General features: G+C 55.1%; 18 protein-coding genes and 2 pseudogenes. 10 read left to right on the top strand and 10 right to left on the bottom strand.

The annotated features are described in order from the left end of the window. The first annotated feature begins 50 nt into the window (after positions 1-50). A pseudogene (locus tag C1896_11095) lies at positions 51-705 on the top strand (IS5/IS1182 family transposase). On the opposite strand, the gene C1896_11090 reads toward C1896_11095, so the two are convergent. Further along, positions 629-832 carry a hypothetical protein gene (locus C1896_11090; protein AZZ45401.1) on the bottom strand — a complete coding sequence of 68 codons (204 nt, stop codon included), beginning with the start codon at positions 830-832 and terminating at the stop codon, positions 629-631. The pseudogene C1896_11095 and the gene C1896_11090 overlap by 77 nt on opposite strands. A 440-nt stretch (positions 833-1,272) precedes the next feature. Here C1896_11090 and C1896_11085 point away from each other — a divergent pair, with 440 nt between their 5' ends. After that, positions 1,273-2,463 (top strand): DUF255 domain-containing protein, encoded by a 1,191-nt coding sequence (locus C1896_11085; protein ID AZZ45400.1) that lies wholly within the window; start codon positions 1,273-1,275, stop codon positions 2,461-2,463. A 17-nt stretch (positions 2,464-2,480) separates the two neighbouring features. Continuing rightward, positions 2,481-3,065 (top strand): hypothetical protein, encoded by a 585-nt coding sequence (locus C1896_11080; GenBank protein AZZ45399.1) that lies wholly within the window; start codon positions 2,481-2,483, stop codon positions 3,063-3,065. A 157-nt stretch (positions 3,066-3,222) separates the two neighbouring features. On the opposite strand, the gene C1896_11075 is transcribed toward C1896_11080, so the two are convergent. The 6 genes from C1896_11075 to cadR all read right to left on the bottom strand — a co-directional run bounded on the left by C1896_11075 (position 3,223) and on the right by cadR (position 7,593). Beyond that, positions 3,223-4,470, bottom strand: coding sequence for a cytochrome P450 (locus C1896_11075; protein ID AZZ45398.1), 1,248 nt, complete (start codon positions 4,468-4,470; stop codon positions 3,223-3,225). Positions 4,471-4,505: 35 nt separating this feature from the next. Next, positions 4,506-5,414, bottom strand: a complete 909-nt coding sequence (locus C1896_11070) for a sterol desaturase (protein AZZ45397.1) — start codon at positions 5,412-5,414, stop codon at positions 4,506-4,508. A gap of 68 nt (positions 5,415-5,482) precedes the next feature. After that, a complete protein-coding gene (locus C1896_11065) occupies positions 5,483-6,064 on the bottom strand; it encodes an AraC family transcriptional regulator (protein AZZ47625.1) in 582 nt (193 codons plus the stop codon). A gap of 161 nt (positions 6,065-6,225) precedes the next feature. Next, complete coding sequence (locus C1896_11060; protein AZZ45396.1) at positions 6,226-6,735, bottom strand: lipoprotein signal peptidase; 510 nt, start codon at positions 6,733-6,735, stop codon at positions 6,226-6,228. Next, positions 6,732-7,079: a DUF3703 domain-containing protein gene (locus tag C1896_11055; protein ID AZZ45395.1), complete on the bottom strand. Its 348-nt coding sequence runs from the start codon at positions 7,077-7,079 to the stop codon at positions 6,732-6,734. Before C1896_11055 ends, C1896_11060 begins: the two co-directional genes overlap by 4 nt. Positions 7,080-7,185: 106 nt before the next feature. Beyond that, entirely contained in the window at positions 7,186-7,593 is a 408-nt protein-coding gene (gene cadR, locus C1896_11050; GenBank protein AZZ45394.1) for a Cd(II)/Pb(II)-responsive transcriptional regulator, read from the bottom strand. Between the two features lie 236 nt (positions 7,594-7,829). Here cadR and C1896_11045 point away from each other — a divergent pair, with 236 nt between their 5' ends. From C1896_11045 to C1896_11035, 3 genes and pseudogenes are all read left to right on the top strand, one after another. Next, on the top strand, positions 7,830-8,588 hold the full coding sequence (locus C1896_11045; protein AZZ45393.1) for a hypothetical protein: 759 nt from the start codon (positions 7,830-7,832) through the stop codon (positions 8,586-8,588). A gap of 100 nt (positions 8,589-8,688) precedes the next feature. Further along, a pseudogene (locus tag C1896_11040) lies at positions 8,689-9,225 on the top strand (Tn3 family transposase). After that, positions 9,222-9,584 carry a transposase gene (locus C1896_11035; GenBank protein AZZ45392.1) on the top strand — a complete coding sequence of 121 codons (363 nt, stop codon included), beginning with the start codon at positions 9,222-9,224 and terminating at the stop codon, positions 9,582-9,584. The pseudogene C1896_11040 and the gene C1896_11035 overlap by 4 nt, the downstream one beginning before the upstream one ends. Before the next feature lie 25 nt (positions 9,585-9,609). On the opposite strand, the gene C1896_11030 is transcribed toward C1896_11035, so the two are convergent. Then, positions 9,610-10,569, bottom strand: a complete 960-nt coding sequence (locus C1896_11030) for an arsenic resistance protein (protein ID AZZ45391.1) — start codon at positions 10,567-10,569, stop codon at positions 9,610-9,612. A gap of 253 nt (positions 10,570-10,822) precedes the next feature. On the opposite strand from C1896_11030, the gene C1896_11025 reads away from it, so the two are divergent. From C1896_11025 to C1896_11015, 3 genes are read left to right on the top strand one after another with little or no spacing between them, the layout of a single operon-like run. Next, entirely contained in the window at positions 10,823-11,236 is a 414-nt protein-coding gene (locus tag C1896_11025) for a disulfide bond formation protein B (GenBank protein ID AZZ45390.1), read from the top strand. Beyond that, positions 11,233-11,913, top strand: a complete 681-nt coding sequence (locus tag C1896_11020) for a disulfide bond formation protein DsbA (protein ID AZZ45389.1) — start codon at positions 11,233-11,235, stop codon at positions 11,911-11,913. The genes C1896_11025 and C1896_11020 overlap by 4 nt, the downstream gene beginning before the upstream one ends. A 4-nt stretch (positions 11,914-11,917) precedes the next feature. Continuing rightward, the gene (locus C1896_11015; GenBank protein AZZ45388.1) at positions 11,918-12,379 is read left to right on the top strand and encodes an isoprenylcysteine carboxylmethyltransferase family protein; all 462 of its coding nucleotides are present in this window, start codon (positions 11,918-11,920) and stop codon (positions 12,377-12,379) included. Between the two features lie 214 nt (positions 12,380-12,593). On the opposite strand, the gene C1896_11010 is transcribed toward C1896_11015, so the two are convergent. After that, the gene (locus C1896_11010) at positions 12,594-13,514 is read right to left on the bottom strand and encodes a cation transporter (protein AZZ45387.1); all 921 of its coding nucleotides are present in this window, start codon (positions 13,512-13,514) and stop codon (positions 12,594-12,596) included. Positions 13,515-13,891: 377 nt separating this feature from the next. Here C1896_11010 and C1896_11005 point away from each other — a divergent pair, with 377 nt between their 5' ends. Then, complete coding sequence (locus C1896_11005) at positions 13,892-14,221, top strand: hypothetical protein (protein AZZ45386.1); 330 nt, start codon at positions 13,892-13,894, stop codon at positions 14,219-14,221. Positions 14,222-14,859: 638 nt separating this feature from the next. Here the strand turns inward: C1896_11005 and C1896_11000 are convergent. Continuing rightward, a complete protein-coding gene (locus C1896_11000; GenBank protein ID AZZ45385.1) occupies positions 14,860-18,030 on the bottom strand; it encodes a CusA/CzcA family heavy metal efflux RND transporter in 3,171 nt (1,056 codons plus the stop codon). Positions 18,031-18,034 lie beyond the last annotated feature (4 nt).

Raw genomic sequence — 18,034 nt, 5'->3', positions numbered from 1 at the left:
GATTTGTCTACATATGGCATTGGCTCGCAGGAAAAAGCTCCAAAGCCGGGCTGGAGAAACATGAGCTGGCTGCCGGCATCCTGGCTGTGATCAACGGCCACCTGGGTGACCACGGCCTGTCGCTGCGCCAAGGCACTATCGTCGATGCCACACTGATCAACGCGCCGAGTTCAACCAAGAACAAGGACGGCAAGCGCGACCCGGAGATGCACCAGACCAAGAAAGGCCAGCAATACTACTTCGGCATGAAGGCGCACATCGGCGTGGATGACGAATCGGGCTTGGTGCACAGCGTGGTGGGCACGGCGGCCAACGTGGCGGATGTCACCCAGGTCGATAAGCTGCTGCACGGCGACGAGAATGTGGTTTGCGCCGACGCTGGTTACACCGGCGTTGAGAAGCGTCCCGAGCATGAGGGGCGTCAGGTGATCTGGCAGGTTGCGGCACGCCGCATCACCTACAAGAAGCTCGATAAGCGCAGCGCGCTATACAAAGCCAAGCGCAAGATCGAGAAGGCCAAAGCCCCAAGTACGCGCCAAGGTCGAGCACCCGTTCCGCGTGATCAAGCGGCAGTTTGGCTATACCAAGGTGCGCTTCCGCGGGCTGGTGAAGAACACCGCTCAGTTGGTCACGCTGTTCGCGCTGTCGAATCTGTGGAAGGCGCGCCGACGGTTACTGACCAACGCGGGAGAGGTGCGCCTGTAATGCGGGGAATGGCCGCCGCGAGGTGCTCGCGGCGGCTAAAAACACAGAAATGAGCGGTGATCTGATCATTTTTGGTCGATTTTCCGCTTTCAAAATCGGCGGAAGCTGAAGTCAGCCAGAAATACATGGCTACTTCAGACCATCCCTAGGGGATTGTTTATAGGCCATTACTTATTCTTGAGAGGACCAGTAGGCTCGGTGCGTGCAGCTGCTCATTGAGCGATTGTGGGCCTCAGCGTGAACAGACTTATATTTAGTTGTTGGCTAGTCGTATGAAAATGGTAAGCCGCTAGGTTTTTAGCATACCCAGAGTGGCACTAACCAAGCATCTGCCTCGCCTGTGTAAAATTCTTTAATGTCATCTCAGCTCTTCGCGATGCCTGAAGCCGATGCGATAATCGTTACCGATAGCTGACGTTTGCCAATAACTCAAAGGACGGGGTCTATATGGAGAAGAGATATGAGCACTCAAAAAATCTGCTATTTAAGTATGCAAGCAGCCAATGGCGGGGTCAGACCGGACGTTCCGGCCAGGAAGGGTGGGAAGGGGCTGGGAATAGCTGAGTGATGGATCAAATTCCCTCTTTACTCATCGCCGGCCAGCTCTTAATGGCGATAGTGGCAGGTTTGCTGCTCAACCTGACGCCCTGCGTTTTGCCTGCAATTCCCATTAAGGTCCGGACCATCTTACGAGAGGCGGGCAGCCAACGATCGCACCGCGTGCTGGCGGCATTGGCGTTCACCGCAGGAACGCTCGCGTTTTTCCTGACGTTGGGCGGACTGACCGCACTTCTGCAGTGGAGCTGGGGCACTTTGTTTCAGTCTGCGGTGTTCGTTGGTGTCCTTGTTGCCTTGATGGTCGGGTTTGCGGTGGTCACCTGGCTGGATTTGCCCATCCCGATCCCGGCGTTCGCCGCCTCGGTCCATGGCCGGCGCTACTTTGAAGCATTCGTATCTGGGTTATTGAGTGCGGTTTTGGCCGCACCCTGCGCCGGTCCTTTCCTTGGTGGAGTCCTAGCCTTTGCCGTTACCCAGCCGACGCCGGTAAGTATGGGGATATTCGGCAGTATCGGGCTGGGGTTGTCGCTGCCCTACGCAGCATTGATGCTCAAACCCGATTGGCTGAGCCGGTTGCCCAAGGCGGGGCCCTGGACCCTGGTCATTAGAGAAGTGCTCGCGTTGGTCTTGCTGGCCGCAGCCGTCTTTTTCAGCGCGAGCCTGGTGCCCAAAGCGGTTTATACCTGGCTATGGTGGTCTTGGCTGGCCCTGGTGCTGGCCTGGGGTGCCCGCCGTTTCGTCCAGGGTAATGGTACCGTGCGTGTGATCACCACAACGGCGGCAGGCCTTGCCCTTGCGATGACTGTGGAATTCGCATCCCCGCTGGGCAACAGCGAAGACGAACTCGTCTGGCAACCCTACTCCGCAAAACTACTGACGGAGACAAAAGCCCAGGGCACACCCTATTTGCTGGAGTTCACCGCCGACTGGTGCATCAACTGCAAGATACTTGAGCGCACGGTCTACCAGGAGGCCGCTGTGGCCGAAGCCGTGCGGCGCACCAAGATGGTGCCCATACAAGTTGACGTGACAGCGAGCAACCCAGAAAAAGATGCGCTATTAACTGCGACCGGCGGGCAGGCCTTACCCTTCGCAGTGGTTGTTGACCGTGACGACACCGTTATCGCCCGTTTCACGGGGCTTTTTGACACCGACAGCTTGGTCGAAGCTATCAATCGCACCGGAAACCCACAACCTTAGATACTGGAGACCCAATCATGGTGATTCGACAAAAAGGATTGCTAGCTGGAGTAGTGGTTTTTGCGATCGCGATCGCTGCGTTCATGTTGATCGACACCAACGGAAACAACCTCGACGCTGCCCAGACTGAACGTGCCGGTCTTGAAGTCCCGGTGCCGACCCGAGCAGGGTTGGCAAATTCCGCTGATAAGGTCCGCCTCACTGTTGCGGGAGGCGCCGCAGCAATGGCGGGAAAGACGGGTGATTTCGTTTTAACACTGAACATTCAACCGGGCTGGCATGTGAATGCAAATCCGGCCTCCATGGAATTCCTGATTCCCACCGTCGTCAGCTCTTCAGTCAACGGCCAGGCGCTTATAATCCCGACGCAGTACCCGCGCGGCCGGGTCAGTGACATTGTGCTGAGTGACACCGCCCTAGAGGTGTATGACGACGGTGCAAGTATTCGGCTGCGGCCCGACGAAAAACAGACCGCCGTGCTGGAAAAGGCAGGCAGGCTCGAAATGATTGTACGGGTGCAGGCCTGCAGTGACGAGGGCATTTGTCTGGCACCGACTGACCTGCCCGTTGCGCTGAATCTGGACGATACCAAGCGACAATAAGTCAGAACGGCCCTCGGAAATGACTCAATTGGGGAATGACTGTGAACAGCTTATTCTGAGTATTCCCCGATTGCCGTGGTTGCGCTGGGCAGCTCAACGCCATGCCCCACCGTTCATATCTTGAGATGGGCGAGACTCGCTTCGTTAAACACCAAACTTACATTGTGATTCGCGCATTCCGCATGACGAAGTGGCTTCGGGGCAGTGCCGGCAATCGGTCCCAGGTGATTGATAGATCCTGTTCGGGAACCTCATATTGGAGCGAGCGAGCCAGGAAGCGAACAGCAACGCTCATCAATGCGACGGCGACGCCTTCACCTGGACAGCGATGGTTAACATGCGGGTCGCCTGGTCCTTGTGGGATGAAGCAGTATGGCGACGGAGAGTTGGATCGAAAGCGCTCAGGCTTGAAACGATCTGCCTCCTCCCAGAGCTGGGAATCGTGATTGGTTCCGTATAAGTCCAGCAGGACTAAGGTGCCCCTGCCAAAGGCAAATCCTTCCCATAGAAAATCTTCTTTCACGCGAGCGCTGATCGCTGGGAAGAAGGGGTAGAAACGCCGCACTTCCTGCACAAAGCAACCTATATCTCTTTCATCTCCCGACTGCAGGTTTCTCAGACAGAACGGGTGCTTGTGCAGCGCTAGCGCTGCAAAGGTTATGAATACAGAGACGGCTACCGTCGGCCGCAGCAGATTTAGTAGTTCCACTGATGCGGTATGTAGATCCAACGGCTGTCCGTGCTGGTCCTTGTAATGGGCGATGCGTTCGAGAGGCGATTGCTCGGGTGTAGGGGGAGCGGCGCGAGTGGACTCGACAAGTTCTGCCGCCCATTGCTCCAATCGGCGACGTGCCTTCCGTGCCTGCCAGTGCTGCAGACCGATCGCGCCGGCGTGCTCATAGAGAGCTGCAAGATCTTGAGTCCATTGTTGAACATCTCTTTCAGCGATTGGAGCACCGGCCCAGTCGCATACGGTGCGGCATAGAATTTCGCGAGCAATCTCGTAGAGGACGATTGACTCACCGGGACGCCAAGTTCGCGCATACTCCCTCCAACGAACCTCGCTCAACTCTGCTAGTTCCTGCACGTTCGCGGGTGTGAGCACTCCCATGAAGAGGGCCTTTCGGTGACGATGCGCATCACCGTCCAAACCTTGGACACCGTCTTGTCCGAATAAGGTTTTTTGCAGTCGCTTGGGCGCAGCGTTCTGGCGAACGAATCGGTCAGGGTCGCAAATCAAGCGAGCAGCTTCGGCACCTGTTAGGCACAGAGTTTTCTGTAACATCAAGCGAGTTTGAAACACCGGCGATTGATGAAACTGACTGCGCGCAAAGATAAATCGGTAGGGATCTCGCAAGAAGGCCCAAGTACTGTCCAATCCGGTGTCACGCGGTATGTTTGGCATCGCTTGTACTCCCGTTGAGACTCCACCCGTTCTAGCTACGTATTGCGGCTTTCATCCTGTTCTAAAGAATTGTGACCGGCCGGGTAAGCAGATGTTGGACGAAGAGGATCAATAAATTGCCCGAAATAATTTCTGGGGTAGTCCTTTTCATGCAGCCCAACCTCAGCTTTGCCCAGCTTCCCGGCACTGTCATAGAAGGTTCCGAATAGCCGATCCCACACGGTTGAAAACTCACCGAAGTTGACCTGGGCGTCTTCGAAGTCGCGCTTATGGTGCCAACGATGGACCTCAGCAACCCCTAGCACATGCCGCAGCCAACCCACGCTGTAGTCCAGGTTCGAATGCTGAAAGGCCAGATGGACGGTTAGGATCCCAAACCACGTTGCGACTACGGCAGACGGAGCTCCAGATATGAGCAAAACCACCAGCCCCGGCCCGGCCATCAACGCCGCATGCAGAGGATGTCGACGTTCTCCGTTCATCCAGTAGAGCCGCTCAGCGCTGTGATGGATCATGTGAAAGCGCCACAGCCAATGCACCCGGTGGCTGATGCGGTGCATCACATACAGGCTCAAGTCGAGCACGGCGGCGACTAGTAGCAATTGCAGCCACAATGGGCTCTCGATCGGAAAGAGCCGAACCGAAGCCGGTACCGCATCGCCTAACTTAGCCAGAAATTCTGCAGTAAATTGAATGACAGACAGGTTCACCAGCATGTGCAGCAGATCCGTCAGGGTGTCCTGATGATCTTCCAGCCAGGCTCGCCGAAAAGGCTGGATGCGCTCCAAGCCAGCAATGAGTAGCAGCCCCGCCGCGGCGACTATGGGTGTGGTGGGCCAATACGGTATACCTGCATACAGCGCCCAAATCATGAAGGAGGCACAGCCGCCAAACACAAGTGGATAGCTCAGCCACCGTATGGCGAATCGCAAGGGAATAGACATCGCTCAGCTCCTGAGTAGGGAGCCATGACTGTATGTGGGAAGGTCCGCTTTCGGCTTGAACGAAAGAGCTACGACCCCTGAAGATCGACTTCAGCCAGGGCGGAGGAAGGATCGATGCCCAGCAGTGCCCGGAATGTCCGGGAGAAATGTGCCGAGTCAGAAAAGCCCGCCTCATGGGCCGCTTCAGTGAGTAGACCCCCTTTGGCTAGGTGCTGTAGGGCTTGTGTGAGACGTAACCATTTCGCATAGCTGCGCAGCGGCAAGCCTGTCTGTTCCACGAACCAATGGGAAAACCGTGTAAGGGATAAATGCACCAACGCGGCCATTTCTTCGCGCCTCATTTGGCCTCTATGCAGCGCTTCAATCACCTTTGTCAAGCGAGGATCTGGAATCGGTGGATCGGGTAGCCGCAGTGCCTGGCGCACCCCCGTCCTAACCTGGAGAGCGGTATGTCCTGTCTCGCGCAGCATATCGATAATCGCTACTACGTCCGCCGGGGCGATCACGACTACCCTTGCTTCTTCGGTACCCCGCATAGTTGGGGCTTCATCGGATAGTGCATCCAGATAGATCGACAGCACTCGACCAGCACTGATCCGGTGTTTCAGGCCCGCGGCGATGAAGATGGCAGCCCCTGTTTGAATGCCCAACGGGGTTTCAACCGATACAGGTGAATCGAGGCCCACTGAAATCTGATGCGCCTGATGGTGGTGCCACTCCTGGTGGCCGGCACGGCCATGAAAGATGCCGATGCCGGGCCCTATCCAGGCCTGGCCTGCCCAGCGTACGGTATCCGTTGAGAGCGAGCCTTTCATTCGTTGACTCGGCCGGCTTCCGCATTTGGGCTTAGCAAACTGCTCAGGATCAACATGGCGGCGCCACCGACGATAGCAATATCCGCCAGGTTAAACGCAGGCCAATGCCAGGACAGCCAGTAAAAATCCAGGTAGTCGATTACATGGCCTCGAAATGCGCGATCAATCAGATTCCCAACTGCCCCGCCCAAGATAAGGCTATAGCCTAGGGCTTCGCTTTTGGCTCTGCGTTTACGCAATATCAGAGCCAGCACGATCGAAACGACCAAAGCTATGACAATGAAGAAGTAACGCTGCCAACCACCCGCGTCAGCCAGGAAGCTGAACGCTGCACCGGTATTCCAGAAGTGAACCAGGTTGAAGAACGGGGTGAGAGGAATCACGGTGCCGACCGGGAGCGAACCCGTAATTGCGCTTTTCAACGCTAGGTCGGCCGAGGCAATGGCTAGCGATAGCATCCACCAGAACCCAGGAGCAACAAGAGGTGATCTAGGAGACGACCTCATTGCATTTCTCCTTGGAGAAGTCGCTGCAGCTCCGGTGAAATAGGCATCGGCGCAAAAGCACTGACCCTGGCGCGCCCGCTGTTTCCGAGCGGCACCCAGATCTTCGAGAACAGCAGGGCCGCCATGATTCGCGGTACTTGGCTGAGCACCTTTCGTAAGTCGCGCAACTGCCAGCCGGCCCTCAGCATCAGCCAATGGCTCTGAGCATGAAGAATAGGCATTCGCTGGCTCAATATGTGGGCTCGCTCCAGCCAGGAGAAAGCCTCGGTTGGCGCCTCTTCATTAAGTGCTTTCCTAGCCTGGAAGAAGGCCTCATCAATGGCAATGCTGAGAGCGGTATTCATCTGGATCTCACTTACGCAGTAGATGCCCGAGTGAACACCCTATAGCTGCTATAGGGTCAAGCGCTATGGGCGATTCAAGACGACGCAAAAATGACTTTATGCCGGATTACGAAAGAGGTTTGTCGCCCCCCAGCAGGCCCGAAAGTATCCCGCAGTCCAGACTTTGTCGTTCGTTATCGCAGCAACCTCGCAACGTCACCAGCTGGTTTTCGAGAGCATGTAAGGATGCGATCTGAGCCCTTACCTGTGCGATATGTCTATCAAGGAGCTCATTGACCGCAACGCAGGGTTGCTGCGGCTGTTCCTGATAGCTCTGCAAAACACCAATTTCTTCCAGTGACATGCCAAAAGAGCGGCATCGGCGAATGAACAGCAGTTTGTCCGCATGGCCTGCTTTATAGGTTCGATAGCCATTGTCCTCGCGTTCGGGCGGTGGAAGCAGTCCCTGACGTTCATAAAAACGAATCGTCTGAGTGTCCACTCCTGTCTGCTGTGCAAGTTGACCGATGCGCATGGTCTGTCCCTTGGTAAAAAAGCCAGTATATCCAGGCTTGACCCTATAGCCACTACATGGTTTTTAATCGGTAGAATCAAGTCCTATAGGAGAGGCGAGTCATGACTTCTTGTGATAAATCCTGTGGCTGTGGCCCTGAGCCGGTAAGCACTGAAGCGGCAGCCGCGCCTTCGAATGAAGGGACTTGGGTCAGCAGTTTTTCTGTGCCCAAAATGGATTGCCCGTCAGAAGAGCGAATGATTCGGCTCGCGCTCAATGGCTTTTCTGAACTCAATTCGCTGTCCTTTGATCTGAGCAGCAGACAGGTACGCGCTTTCCATGACGGTCCGGTTGACCAGATCGCGACCAAGCTGGAATCACTTGGTTTGGGGGCAACATTGCTCGGCACTCAACCGGCCAGCCAGGAAGCAGCTTCGGCCAATAGCGCCAGTGAAGAGCTGACTGCTTCCAAGGAGGCTGGCACGCTCAAAATCCTGCTCGGTATCAATGCCACGATGTTTGTCATCGAGTTGGGCGTAGGCTTGATTGCTCAGTCGACGGGTCTGATCGCCGACTCGCTGGACATGTTTGCTGATGCTGCCGTCTATGGTCTGGCTCTCTTTGCGGTCGGTCGGGCTGCGCAGCTGCAGGTTCGCGCTGCGCACCTGGCGGGTTTTTTCCAGATCGTGTTGGCCCTTGGGGTACTTGTAGAGGTGGCTAGACGGTTCATCTATGGCAGCGAACCTGCGTCGATGCTGATGATGGGAATTGGCTTAGTTGCCCTCGTCGCAAACGTCAGCTGTCTCTTGATGATATATGGCCATCGCGAAGGCGGTGCACACATGAAAGCGAGTTGGATTTTTTCGGCCAACGATGTGCTCGCGAATATTGGCGTTATCGCCGCAGGAGCTCTGGTTGCGTGGACAGGCTCTTCCTATCCAGATTTGGTGATTGGTACGGTAGTTGGCCTCATCGTACTCAACGGTGCGCGCCGAATCCTGGCATTGAAAGCCTGACCAACCGGATCGACAGCACCCCCATTTTCCAAACAGAGACGCGTAGCTTGTGAGTGACGTTGAGACGGCTGAGATAGAACAGCTGATGGCTGGATTGGACGGCAAAATCTCCTCGCCTATGCTGCTGCGAAAACTCGGCTCCTATAGTCGGCGCAACAAGCTCTACCATGCGGCCCAGGCACTGGGCAGCGTGATCCGCACGATCTTCCTGCTCAACTGGATCGGCAGCCGCGAGTTGCGCCAGGAAGTCACCGCGAACACCAACAAGATCGAGTCCTACAACGGATTCTCCAAGTGGTTGTCCTTCGGCGGTGATGTGATTGCCGAAAACGATCCGGATGAGCAGCAGAAGCGGCTGCGCTACAACGACATGGTGGCCTCGTCCGTGATCCTGCAGAACACTGTGGACATGATGCGCATCCTGCAGAAGCTGGCCCGCGAGGGCTGGCAGTTCACCGATGAGGACGTGTCGTTCCTCAGTCCCTATCTAACCAGCAACGTCAAGCGCTTCGGCGAGTTCAGCCTCAAGCTCAACCGGCCACCGGAGCCCTGGATCAAGGACTCGGTGTTCCAACAAGCTGCCGGCTCGCTGCGGGTGATCACACCTCGCCAGCTAGATACCGAGAAAACTACATGATCAATGTTCCTCCCGCATCCTTTCGCGTTACACCGTACGGCGAAGTCGATGCGGTGGCGTTGGAAAACCTGCGCGACGGCTTCGACACCTCTCAACTGCTCCGGCTGGTTGATCGATTGGACGCCTGCTTGTTGGAACTGGGTGGAACCACCGCCATTCGCGACGAGCTGCTGAGATTGCATGCGATGGCTCTGACGATGGTTGAGAGCATCGCTCTTACGGTGCCTGCCGAGAGTGCTTGTATCTGGGCAGAAGCCGAATCTCTACAGATGGATCTTGAGGCACTGGTTTCTTGGGCGCGCTCCGCTCAGCTCATCATTGCGCCGCTGATCAATCTTGCTCCACAGCACGAGGCATGAGCGCTCTCGCCGATTTCGACGAGGCTCAACTGTTTCTGACCATGGCTGGAATCGCCCGTAAGTAGATCAATTCACCAATCAGTTCTACGAGTGTCTGAGTAATCACAGCCGCCGCGGCCAGCGCGCGAATGGACTCCGGGAGCGCTAGGGCCAGGGGAAGCACTACAAGCGAGTTGCGAGTGCCTGAGCTAAAGGCCACTGCCCGTGCGGCAGAAGCCTCCAAGCCAAATAGCCGGGAGCTGAGTACGCCGAGGGCCGGAGCGAGTAGTAGAAACGCTCCGTATACCGGAAGCAACGGCGCCAGGATGTCGAGTTGGTACACGACGGCCTCGATCTGCGAACCCACCACCACGATTAGAACCAGGGCCATTGCAGGTACTGGCAGCCAGGCCCAACCTGCGCTCCATGCGCGAACCAGCAGAGATCGGCGCCCGCCAGATTCGGTGAGCACAGCCGCTACCAAGGGTAGGACTATCAGTAACAGAAAGGCTTCTGCGAAGGGCCACAGCTCGATCACTGTGCCTGCTTGGGAACCAAGGATTAGCTGCAAGTAGAGGGGTAGCAGCAGAAGCTGGAGCAACAGCAGCAATGGCGTCGCCGCGAGCACCAGACGAGAGTCCCCTTTGCCCAGGTGGGTGAAGACCACCACGTAATCGATACAAGGCGTCAGCAGGACAAGCAGCGCGCCGACCAACAAGGCCTGGTTCGATGAGAGCGGCCACGTCACCAACCACACCATTAATGGAACCAACAGGAAGTTGGCCAGCAACAAGGCACCGACGAAGCGGCGGTTGGCAAAAGCTTCTCGCAGCTCCAAAAAAGGAATCTGCAGAAACATGGCATACATCAGCACGGCAATCGCCGGTGTGATGGCCATGGCCGCCACACCGGTGAATTGCGCAGAGCTCAGGCCTGCAATGGCAGCGGCCACCACCGCCGCGAAATAAAATGCTATCTGGTGTTCTTCCAGCCAGTCCCGCGACATCTGATATCTTTCCTTGTTGCGCAAGGGCGACATTCTCGCACTGGCATCGGATTTAACCCAGCGTTGAGGCTGGTTGCGCAGCGGGCTGCCTGGTTGCTTTTCGCTTTGTGGCGGTGGGCGAAGGTCTACAAAGCTCCTAACAAGTATTGCCGACAAGAGGAAGCATGGTGTTTCGAAAAAACCGGATGGCGGGTCTGACGCAAGTGTTCTTCACCGCCAGGAGCTAACCGAGATGAATCCTCAACCTTCAGGCATGACCTGGAATCTCCTGCTGCTAACCTGGCTGGTCGCACTGATATCGACCTTGTCCGCGCTGTTCATTGGCGAGGTGATGGGCCAGGCACCCTGCGTGTTGTGCTGGTTCCAGCGTGCCTTCATGTTTCCGCTGGCGGTGATCCTGGCCATCGCCTGCTACCGCTCGGATTTCACCGTCTGGCACTATGCCCTGCCGCTGACCGCTATCGGTGCGGCACTGGCATTTGTTCACACGCTGCTCTATGCAGGGCTGATTCCACAGCCGATCCAGCCCTGCACGGCCACTGGTCCATCCTGCTCAGGCGCCGGAATGACCCTCTTCGGCGTGGTGCCCCTGCCGGCACTCGCCTTGTTCGCTTTTATCCTTATCGCCATCCTGCTCATAATCATCCGTCGGAGAACCACCCCATGAATCGCCGTTCCGTGGTCCTGATCGTCAGTGTCGTGATCCTGGCCGTCTTTGCTGCCGCCGCATTCTTCTATTCCCCCTCGCAATCGCCTCAACAGGCCCAGGCTCCCGGTTCGACAGCCCAAGAGACCGCGACACAACCCAAACAGAACGGCGGCCAGTTGGTTCGCTTCCACTCACCAGTGTTCGGCCCGGCGCAAGCGCCAGTGACCATCGTCGAATTCTTTGACCCTTCCTGCGAGGCATGCCGCGCCTTCCACCCCTATGTGAAGCAGATCCTCGCCGAGAACCCGGAAGACGTGCGTTTGGTGCTGCGCTATGTACTGTTCCATCAAGGCTCCGAAGAGGTGGCGCGAATGCTGGAGGCGGCGCGTAAGCAAAATCTCCATGAACAAGTGTTGGGGGCTGTGCTGGAAGCCCAACCCGGTTGGCACGACGACCCCAAGGTAACGCAGGCATGGGCTGCTGCAGAGCGCGTCGGTTTGAACTTGGAACAGGCCCGCCAGGACATGCATACGCCTGGCGTCAACGCCGTGCTGGAAACGGACATGCAGGACGTTAAAGCCGTTGGGGTTCGTGGCACGCCGACTTTTTTTGTCAATGGTCGTGCGCTCAGCGAGTTTGGCCCGGAGCCGCTGCGCCAGTTGGTGAACAGCGAAGTGGCCAAGGCACGAGAATGACACTATGAGCGCGCTGGAAAACCGCGTGCCACCGCTGCTCGTGGCCGGCCTGATCGCTGTGCTGATGGGTTTGTCGGGAACCAAATTGCCGGGTTTCGAACTGGCATGGACCGCGCGCCTGACCTTCGCTTTGCCAATACTGCTCCTGGGGCTCGGCGTGTGCCTCGCCGGCGTCCTGTCGTTTCGCCGCGCGCGTACTACGGTTAATCCATTGCAGCCGCAGCAGGCTTCTGCATTAGTGGAGGCTGGCATCTACCGGTACAGCCGCAACCCCATGTACTTAGGCTTTGCCATTATCCTGGCGGCTTGGGCGCTGGTCTTGGCCTCGCCTCTAACCCTGCTTGGCGTAGTTGCTTTCGTGCTGTACATGAACCGTTTCCAGATCCCAGCCGAAGAGTGGGCGCTGGAAACATTGTTCGGCGAATCATTTGCCCGCTACCGTGCACGAGTCCGCCGCTGGCTCTGAGCGTCCGCGGCGGTAGCGACTGGCGGGGCTTGCTCGTCGCGGCAGCCTGCCGAAGGTGCCACGACCTAGCCTGATCTCCTCGTGACGAGCTGCTTTGGCCACATGCCGCTAGCATGTCTCTGGTCGAAGACATAGCGCCAACGAGTGATGTCGCAAGTTCACTCCGTTGATATCGAGATAACTGTCTAGCAACAGCGGTGAGCGCAAAGCAGGCTTATGCTTCGCTGCGATGACTGTCGGCCTGCCTGGTGTCGATACAAACACTGCCGTCTAGCTCCATTTCAAGTGTCGAGTGGCTGACTTTGAATCGCTCATGAAGTACACGTTTTAAATCAGTCTTCACTCGTTCAATTTCGGGCAGGCTAGCCTTCTTGATGACAACGTGAGCTTCCAATGCAGTTGAATGTTCGGCAATTTCCCAGACATGTACGTGGTGAACACTCACAACGTCGTCCACTTGCTCCATGACATTGATTATATCAGTGATGGAAACTCCTTCTGGTGCGCCCTCCATTAACAAGTGAATGGTTTTAGGTAGCATGCTAAAGCCCTGCCATAGCACGTAACCAGCAATCATCAGCGTCAGTACAGTATCTGTCCAATACCAGTCATACAGAAGGATTAATGTTCCGGCAATAATAACACCGACGGAGGCCAGCGCATCCGACACATTGTGCAAGAATGCCGCCTTTATATTCATGCTATTCTTAGACATTGTGTAGGTGAGCAAGGCCGTGACGACATCTACAATCAAGGCTATTCCCGCCACCACGACCACTGTCCATCCTTCAATGGGCTGTGGGGCAAAAAACCGACCTATAGCTTCGTAGATGAGGTAGAGACCAACGATAATCAGCGTGACCAAGTTAATCAAAGCCGCTATGGTTTCACTGCGTCGGTAGCCGAAGGTTTTAAAAGCATCTGGCGGTTTGCGACCGATTTTACGTGCGATGAGCGCAATAACCAGTGATGCGGCATCGCTCAAGTTATGTAGCGCGTCAGCTATGAGCGATAAACTGCCAGAAAGTATTCCTCCAACAACTTGTGCCAGAGTTAGCACAGTATTAACGCCAATGGCAGCGATTAAACGCTTATCGCCTATGGCTTCGGTGTTATGGTTATGTTCGTGAGCCATTGGTTTTTAACCGTCCTTAAATAACATAAGACAAGGATAGGGAGCCCAAAAAAGTAATAGATAATACTAGCACCAATACCATCTGGCCTTCCAAACCACACTGACAGAAATGCGACCACTCTCAAGCGAGTTCGTGCATTATCGTCTGAAACTTGCCGATAACTGGCCGATCCCTCTCAAACGTTAAACGACGTTGCTCGCTAATGATAGATGATGCGGCGTCAATCCGAAGATGACAAAATTGTAATCTTCCAATCATTCTTTTCGTAGGATAGGCCCTTGCAGATTGGTGCGCCTCGGTGCTGACATGACGAAGCAAGGCGCTCATGTCACCGCGCAATGGAAGCATTACATTTCAATAATGTAATGCTTGGCTCATGCTGCTGTTAACTTCAATCACGCAAAATTCATTCGAACCTGCAGGGCTCAGCGAGAAAGCTCAGCAAGCCACCTTTGAATTTAGCGAGGACTGCCCTATGAATCTGTTGAAAGCTATTGTTGTTGGTTTGGTAATCTGCGGCTCCGCATTGTCTTATGCAGAAGATGGTTACGACCGCTCAATTAAATTTAATGAAAAATTCCGAGCAGATCAAAAACGAATTCACGGAACCGAATCCGCCAAACGAAAAATAGACGAATTACAGATTAAGGATACCCGCCAAGATCAGAACAATACGGAAAGCAAGAAAGAAACCAAAGCTGACTAACCGCTTCATATCTGAACGATATTCGCCTCCGGCAGCTTCCAATCTCCTTTGGAAGCAGTTGCACTCTAAGCGCCCTTCGGGGCGCTTTTTTGTTTCCATAACTTGCCCGCAACATCGCTACCAGCGAATCGCCCGGAATTTATATAAGCCGTTTCGTTTAAGTCAGGCCGCCATTGCCTGATCTGTTGTTATTAGCCTTCGCAAGGATCATGTCCGAGTGAGCTGAACAGACGCTGTGGCGTACAGCGCACCCATGTCTGGGTCGCTATCTCAAAGGCCTCACGGTTCGCCCATGATTGACGGTGTCAGCTCGGCCTTGCACAGCCCGCTGATCGTTCCAGCCAGGGCTTTGTCGTAGCTATCGCCCTTTGCTGCCGACCGGGGCAGGTCAGTCGCTGTTTGCATAATCCTTCGTCAGCTCACCGTGGGTGAAAGCCATCAGGTCAAGGACGCGTATGTAGCGAAAGTCATACGCACTAAGCGCTGAGCAATTTTTTATTTACCGCTTAGATGCATCAGACTGCGCCACAAAGGCTGTGCTGTCCGCTGCGCCGCTAATGAAACTGCGCTCCGATAATTAACGCGCCCCGTTCTCGCTAGCTAGCAAGAACGGGGCGTTGTGTGCCGCCATCCAATCTCTAGCTTGTTCTGTCAGCGGCCAACGCGATTTCTTGCTCCTCCAATTCGTCTTCGCGTCGATGAGCCATCTGGTAGAGCAACGGCAAAACTAATAGCGTTAGCACCGTTGAGGAGAGAATCCCCCCGATCACCACCGTCGCAAGGGGACGTTGTACCTCTGCACCGGTACCCACATTCAAGGCCATTGGAACGAACCCGAGTGAAGCCACTAAGGCTGTCATCAATACCGGTCGTAGCCGGGTAAGGGCACCTTCGCGGATCGCAGTGTCCAGAGGTAAACCTTGCTCCCGTAGGCTACGGATGAAGGAGATCATTACCAGGCCATTTAGAACGGCGACGCCTGACAGAGCAATAAAGCCAACACCTGCTGAAATGGACAATGGGATATCTCTGAGCCACAGCGCAACAATGCCTCCGGTGAGCGCAAATGGAATCCCTGTAAAGACCAACAAACCGTCTTTGACATTGTTGAACATCATGAAAAGCAGAATGAAGACCAGGAGCAGCGCCACGGGGACGACAATCTGCAGCCGCTTCGTTGCCGATTCAAGCTGCTCAAAGGTACCGCCCCAGTCGATCCAATAACCTGCCGGGATATCTACCTGGGCCTGGATTTTCTGTTCTGCCTCAGATACGAATGATCCAATGTCACGACCACGGACGTTTGCACTGACGACAATTCGCCGTTTCCCTTCTTCTCTACTGATCTGATTCGGACCGGGGGCCAAATCCAGGGTGGCCACCTCGCCGAGGGGGATATAACTTATGGTGCTGTTTAATTCCCTTGGAAGGGCAATTGGAAGCCGCTCAATTGCGGCGAGATCGCTGCGTATCTCGTCCGGTAAACGAACCACGATATCGAAACGCCGATCTCCTTGAAACAAGGTGCCTGCCTCTCGGCCACCGATAGCTACTGCAACCGCTTGCTGGACGGTATCTAGACTCAGGCCGTATCGTGCGATCTGATCGCGATCGATATCAATCGTGAGCATGGGAAGGCCAGTCGTCTGCTCGACCGTAACCTCTGAAGCGCCTGGTACTTGTCCTAGCACCTCGGATACTTCCGCCGCCGTGCTGTTAAGAACGTCCATGTCATCACCATAGATTTTCACGGCTACCGCGGCACGAACTCCGGAAATCAGCTCGTTGAAACGCAGCTGAATCGGCTGGGAAAACTCGTAGTTATTGCCCGGCAACTCAGCGGCGGATGCTTGCACCTCGCTTAAGAGCTGATTACGCGACTTGCCTGGATCCGGCCACTGTTCTTGTGGCTTCAGCATGACGTACCCGTCAGAGATATTTGGAGGCATAGCATCCGATGCCACTTCCGCAGTGCCAGTTCGCGCAAATATGCGTTCAATCTCCGGAAACTCATCCATAAGCTTTCGCTCCAGCTGCTGCTGCATCTCTACAGACTGACTAAGACTGGTAGCTGGTACACGAAGGGCTTGGATAGCGAAGTCTCCCTCGTTGAGGCTAGGCACGAATTCACTGCCCATACGTGACCCTACGAGGCCAGAAAGTATGACTACAACTACCGCAAAGGTGAGCACTGCTGGCTTGTTGGCCATTACCGCATCGAGCGCAGGTGCGTAGGCCCGTTTAGCATTGCGGATTAGAAAGTTTTCCTTCTCCGTAACCCGCTTACCGATAAAGAGCGCAACGGCCGCCGGGACGAACGTCACCGAAAGGATTATCGCCCCGAATAGCGCTGTCACTACGGTAAACGCCATGGGCGTGAACATCTTACCTTCTACCCCTGTAAGGGCGAATATCGGCAGATACACGATCATAATGATCAGCTGCCCATACAATAGAGGCCGACGCACTTCCTTTGCCGCAGCGAATACTTCATGAAGCCGTTCGGACAGTGTTAATGCCCGTCCGTGATGGGACTGAGCGTGTGCAAGTCGACGCACGCAGTTCTCAACAATCACCACGGCTCCATCGATAATGATGCCGAAATCCAATGCGCCTAGGCTCATCAGGTTGGCGCTGACCTGATTGGCTACCATGCCGGTGAACGTGAAGAGCATAGAAAGCGGTATCACAAGCGCGGTTAGGATCGCCGCCCGGATATTGCCTAAGAAGAGAAAAAGTATAACCACAACAAGAATGGCACCCTCAGTGAGGTTCTTCTTAACGGTGGATATAGCTTTGTCTACGAGTACAGTTCGATCGTAGACAGTAATTGCCTTTACGCCTTCCGGAAGCGAAAGGTTTATCTCTTTCATCTTGTCGTCGACAGCCCTTGAAACTACTCGGCTATTTTCACCGATAAGCATGAAGGCCGTACCTAGTACCACTTCGCGGCCATTCTCGGTGGCTGCGCCAGTGCGGAGCTCCTTTCCAACCTCGACCGTCGCAACGTCGCGGATACGCACTGGGGTACCGTCAACGTTGCTAATAAGGGTATCGCGGATGTCCTCCACAGACTGCATTTGTCCTGGAGCGCGAACAAGATACTGCTCGCCGCGCTTTTCAATATATCCGGCACCTAGATTGTTATTGTTTTGCTCAACCGCCTCGATCAAATCTTGTAGTGTTAGTCCAAACGACCGCAAAGTGTCTGGGTTGGGGGCGATCTGATATTCCTTTGCATATCCTCCGATCGTATTGATCTCAGTAACACCAGGTACATTTCGGACTTGCGGTTTGATGATCCAATCTTGAATCTCACGCAAGTCAGCAGGGGTATACGGCGTACCGTCCGATTTGGTGGCACCTTCCTCAGCTTCAACCGTCCAAAAATAGATTTCGCCAAGCCCAGTGGAAATAGGGCCAAGTGTTGGAGTGACGCCATCTGGGAGCTGATCTTTGGCCCCTCCCAGGCGCTCGTTCACAAGTTGGCGGGCAAAATAGATGTCAGTGCCTTCCTCAAAAATAACTGTGATCTGAGAAAGTCCATATCGAGACAAGGATCGTGTCTGCTCGAGCTTGGGCAGCCCAGCCATTACCGTCTCGAGCGGGTAGGTAATACGCTGCTCCACTTCCAGCGGGGAATAACCTGGCGCCGCAGTGTTGATTTGCACCTGTACGTTGGTGATATCCGGGACAGCATCGATAGGCAGCTTTTGGTAGCTGTAAGCTCCTAACGCTGCCATGCCAAGCACGGCTAGCATAACCAACCAGCGATGCTCGATAGAAAAACGAATGATACGTTCGAACACGATT

It is taken from the genome of Pseudomonadaceae bacterium SI-3 (assembly GCA_004010935.1).
In the GTDB taxonomy this organism is placed as follows: domain Bacteria; phylum Pseudomonadota; class Gammaproteobacteria; order Pseudomonadales; family Pseudomonadaceae; genus Stutzerimonas.
This window is presented reverse-complemented; position numbering and strand designations above follow the sequence as displayed.

Coding starts and splice junctions, on each gene's coding strand:
- C1896_11090 (AZZ45401.1), bottom strand. CDS start 832: ATGTATTTCTGGCTGACTTCAGCTTCCGCCGATTTTGAAAGCGGAAAA.
- C1896_11085 (AZZ45400.1), top strand. CDS start 1,273: ATGGATCAAATTCCCTCTTTACTCATCGCCGGCCAGCTCTTAATGGCG.
- C1896_11080 (AZZ45399.1), top strand. CDS start 2,481: ATGGTGATTCGACAAAAAGGATTGCTAGCTGGAGTAGTGGTTTTTGCG.
- C1896_11075 (AZZ45398.1), bottom strand. CDS start 4,470: ATGCCAAACATACCGCGTGACACCGGATTGGACAGTACTTGGGCCTTC.
- C1896_11070 (AZZ45397.1), bottom strand. CDS start 5,414: ATGTCTATTCCCTTGCGATTCGCCATACGGTGGCTGAGCTATCCACTT.
- C1896_11060 (AZZ45396.1), bottom strand. CDS start 6,735: ATGAGGTCGTCTCCTAGATCACCTCTTGTTGCTCCTGGGTTCTGGTGG.
- C1896_11055 (AZZ45395.1), bottom strand. CDS start 7,079: ATGAATACCGCTCTCAGCATTGCCATTGATGAGGCCTTCTTCCAGGCT.
- cadR (AZZ45394.1), bottom strand. CDS start 7,593: ATGCGCATCGGTCAACTTGCACAGCAGACAGGAGTGGACACTCAGACG.
- C1896_11045 (AZZ45393.1), top strand. CDS start 7,830: ATGATTCGGCTCGCGCTCAATGGCTTTTCTGAACTCAATTCGCTGTCC.
- C1896_11035 (AZZ45392.1), top strand. CDS start 9,222: ATGATCAATGTTCCTCCCGCATCCTTTCGCGTTACACCGTACGGCGAA.
- C1896_11030 (AZZ45391.1), bottom strand. CDS start 10,569: ATGTCGCGGGACTGGCTGGAAGAACACCAGATAGCATTTTATTTCGCG.
- C1896_11025 (AZZ45390.1), top strand. CDS start 10,823: ATGACCTGGAATCTCCTGCTGCTAACCTGGCTGGTCGCACTGATATCG.
- C1896_11020 (AZZ45389.1), top strand. CDS start 11,233: ATGAATCGCCGTTCCGTGGTCCTGATCGTCAGTGTCGTGATCCTGGCC.
- C1896_11015 (AZZ45388.1), top strand. CDS start 11,918: ATGAGCGCGCTGGAAAACCGCGTGCCACCGCTGCTCGTGGCCGGCCTG.
- C1896_11010 (AZZ45387.1), bottom strand. CDS start 13,514: ATGGCTCACGAACATAACCATAACACCGAAGCCATAGGCGATAAGCGT.
- C1896_11005 (AZZ45386.1), top strand. CDS start 13,892: ATGCTGCTGTTAACTTCAATCACGCAAAATTCATTCGAACCTGCAGGG.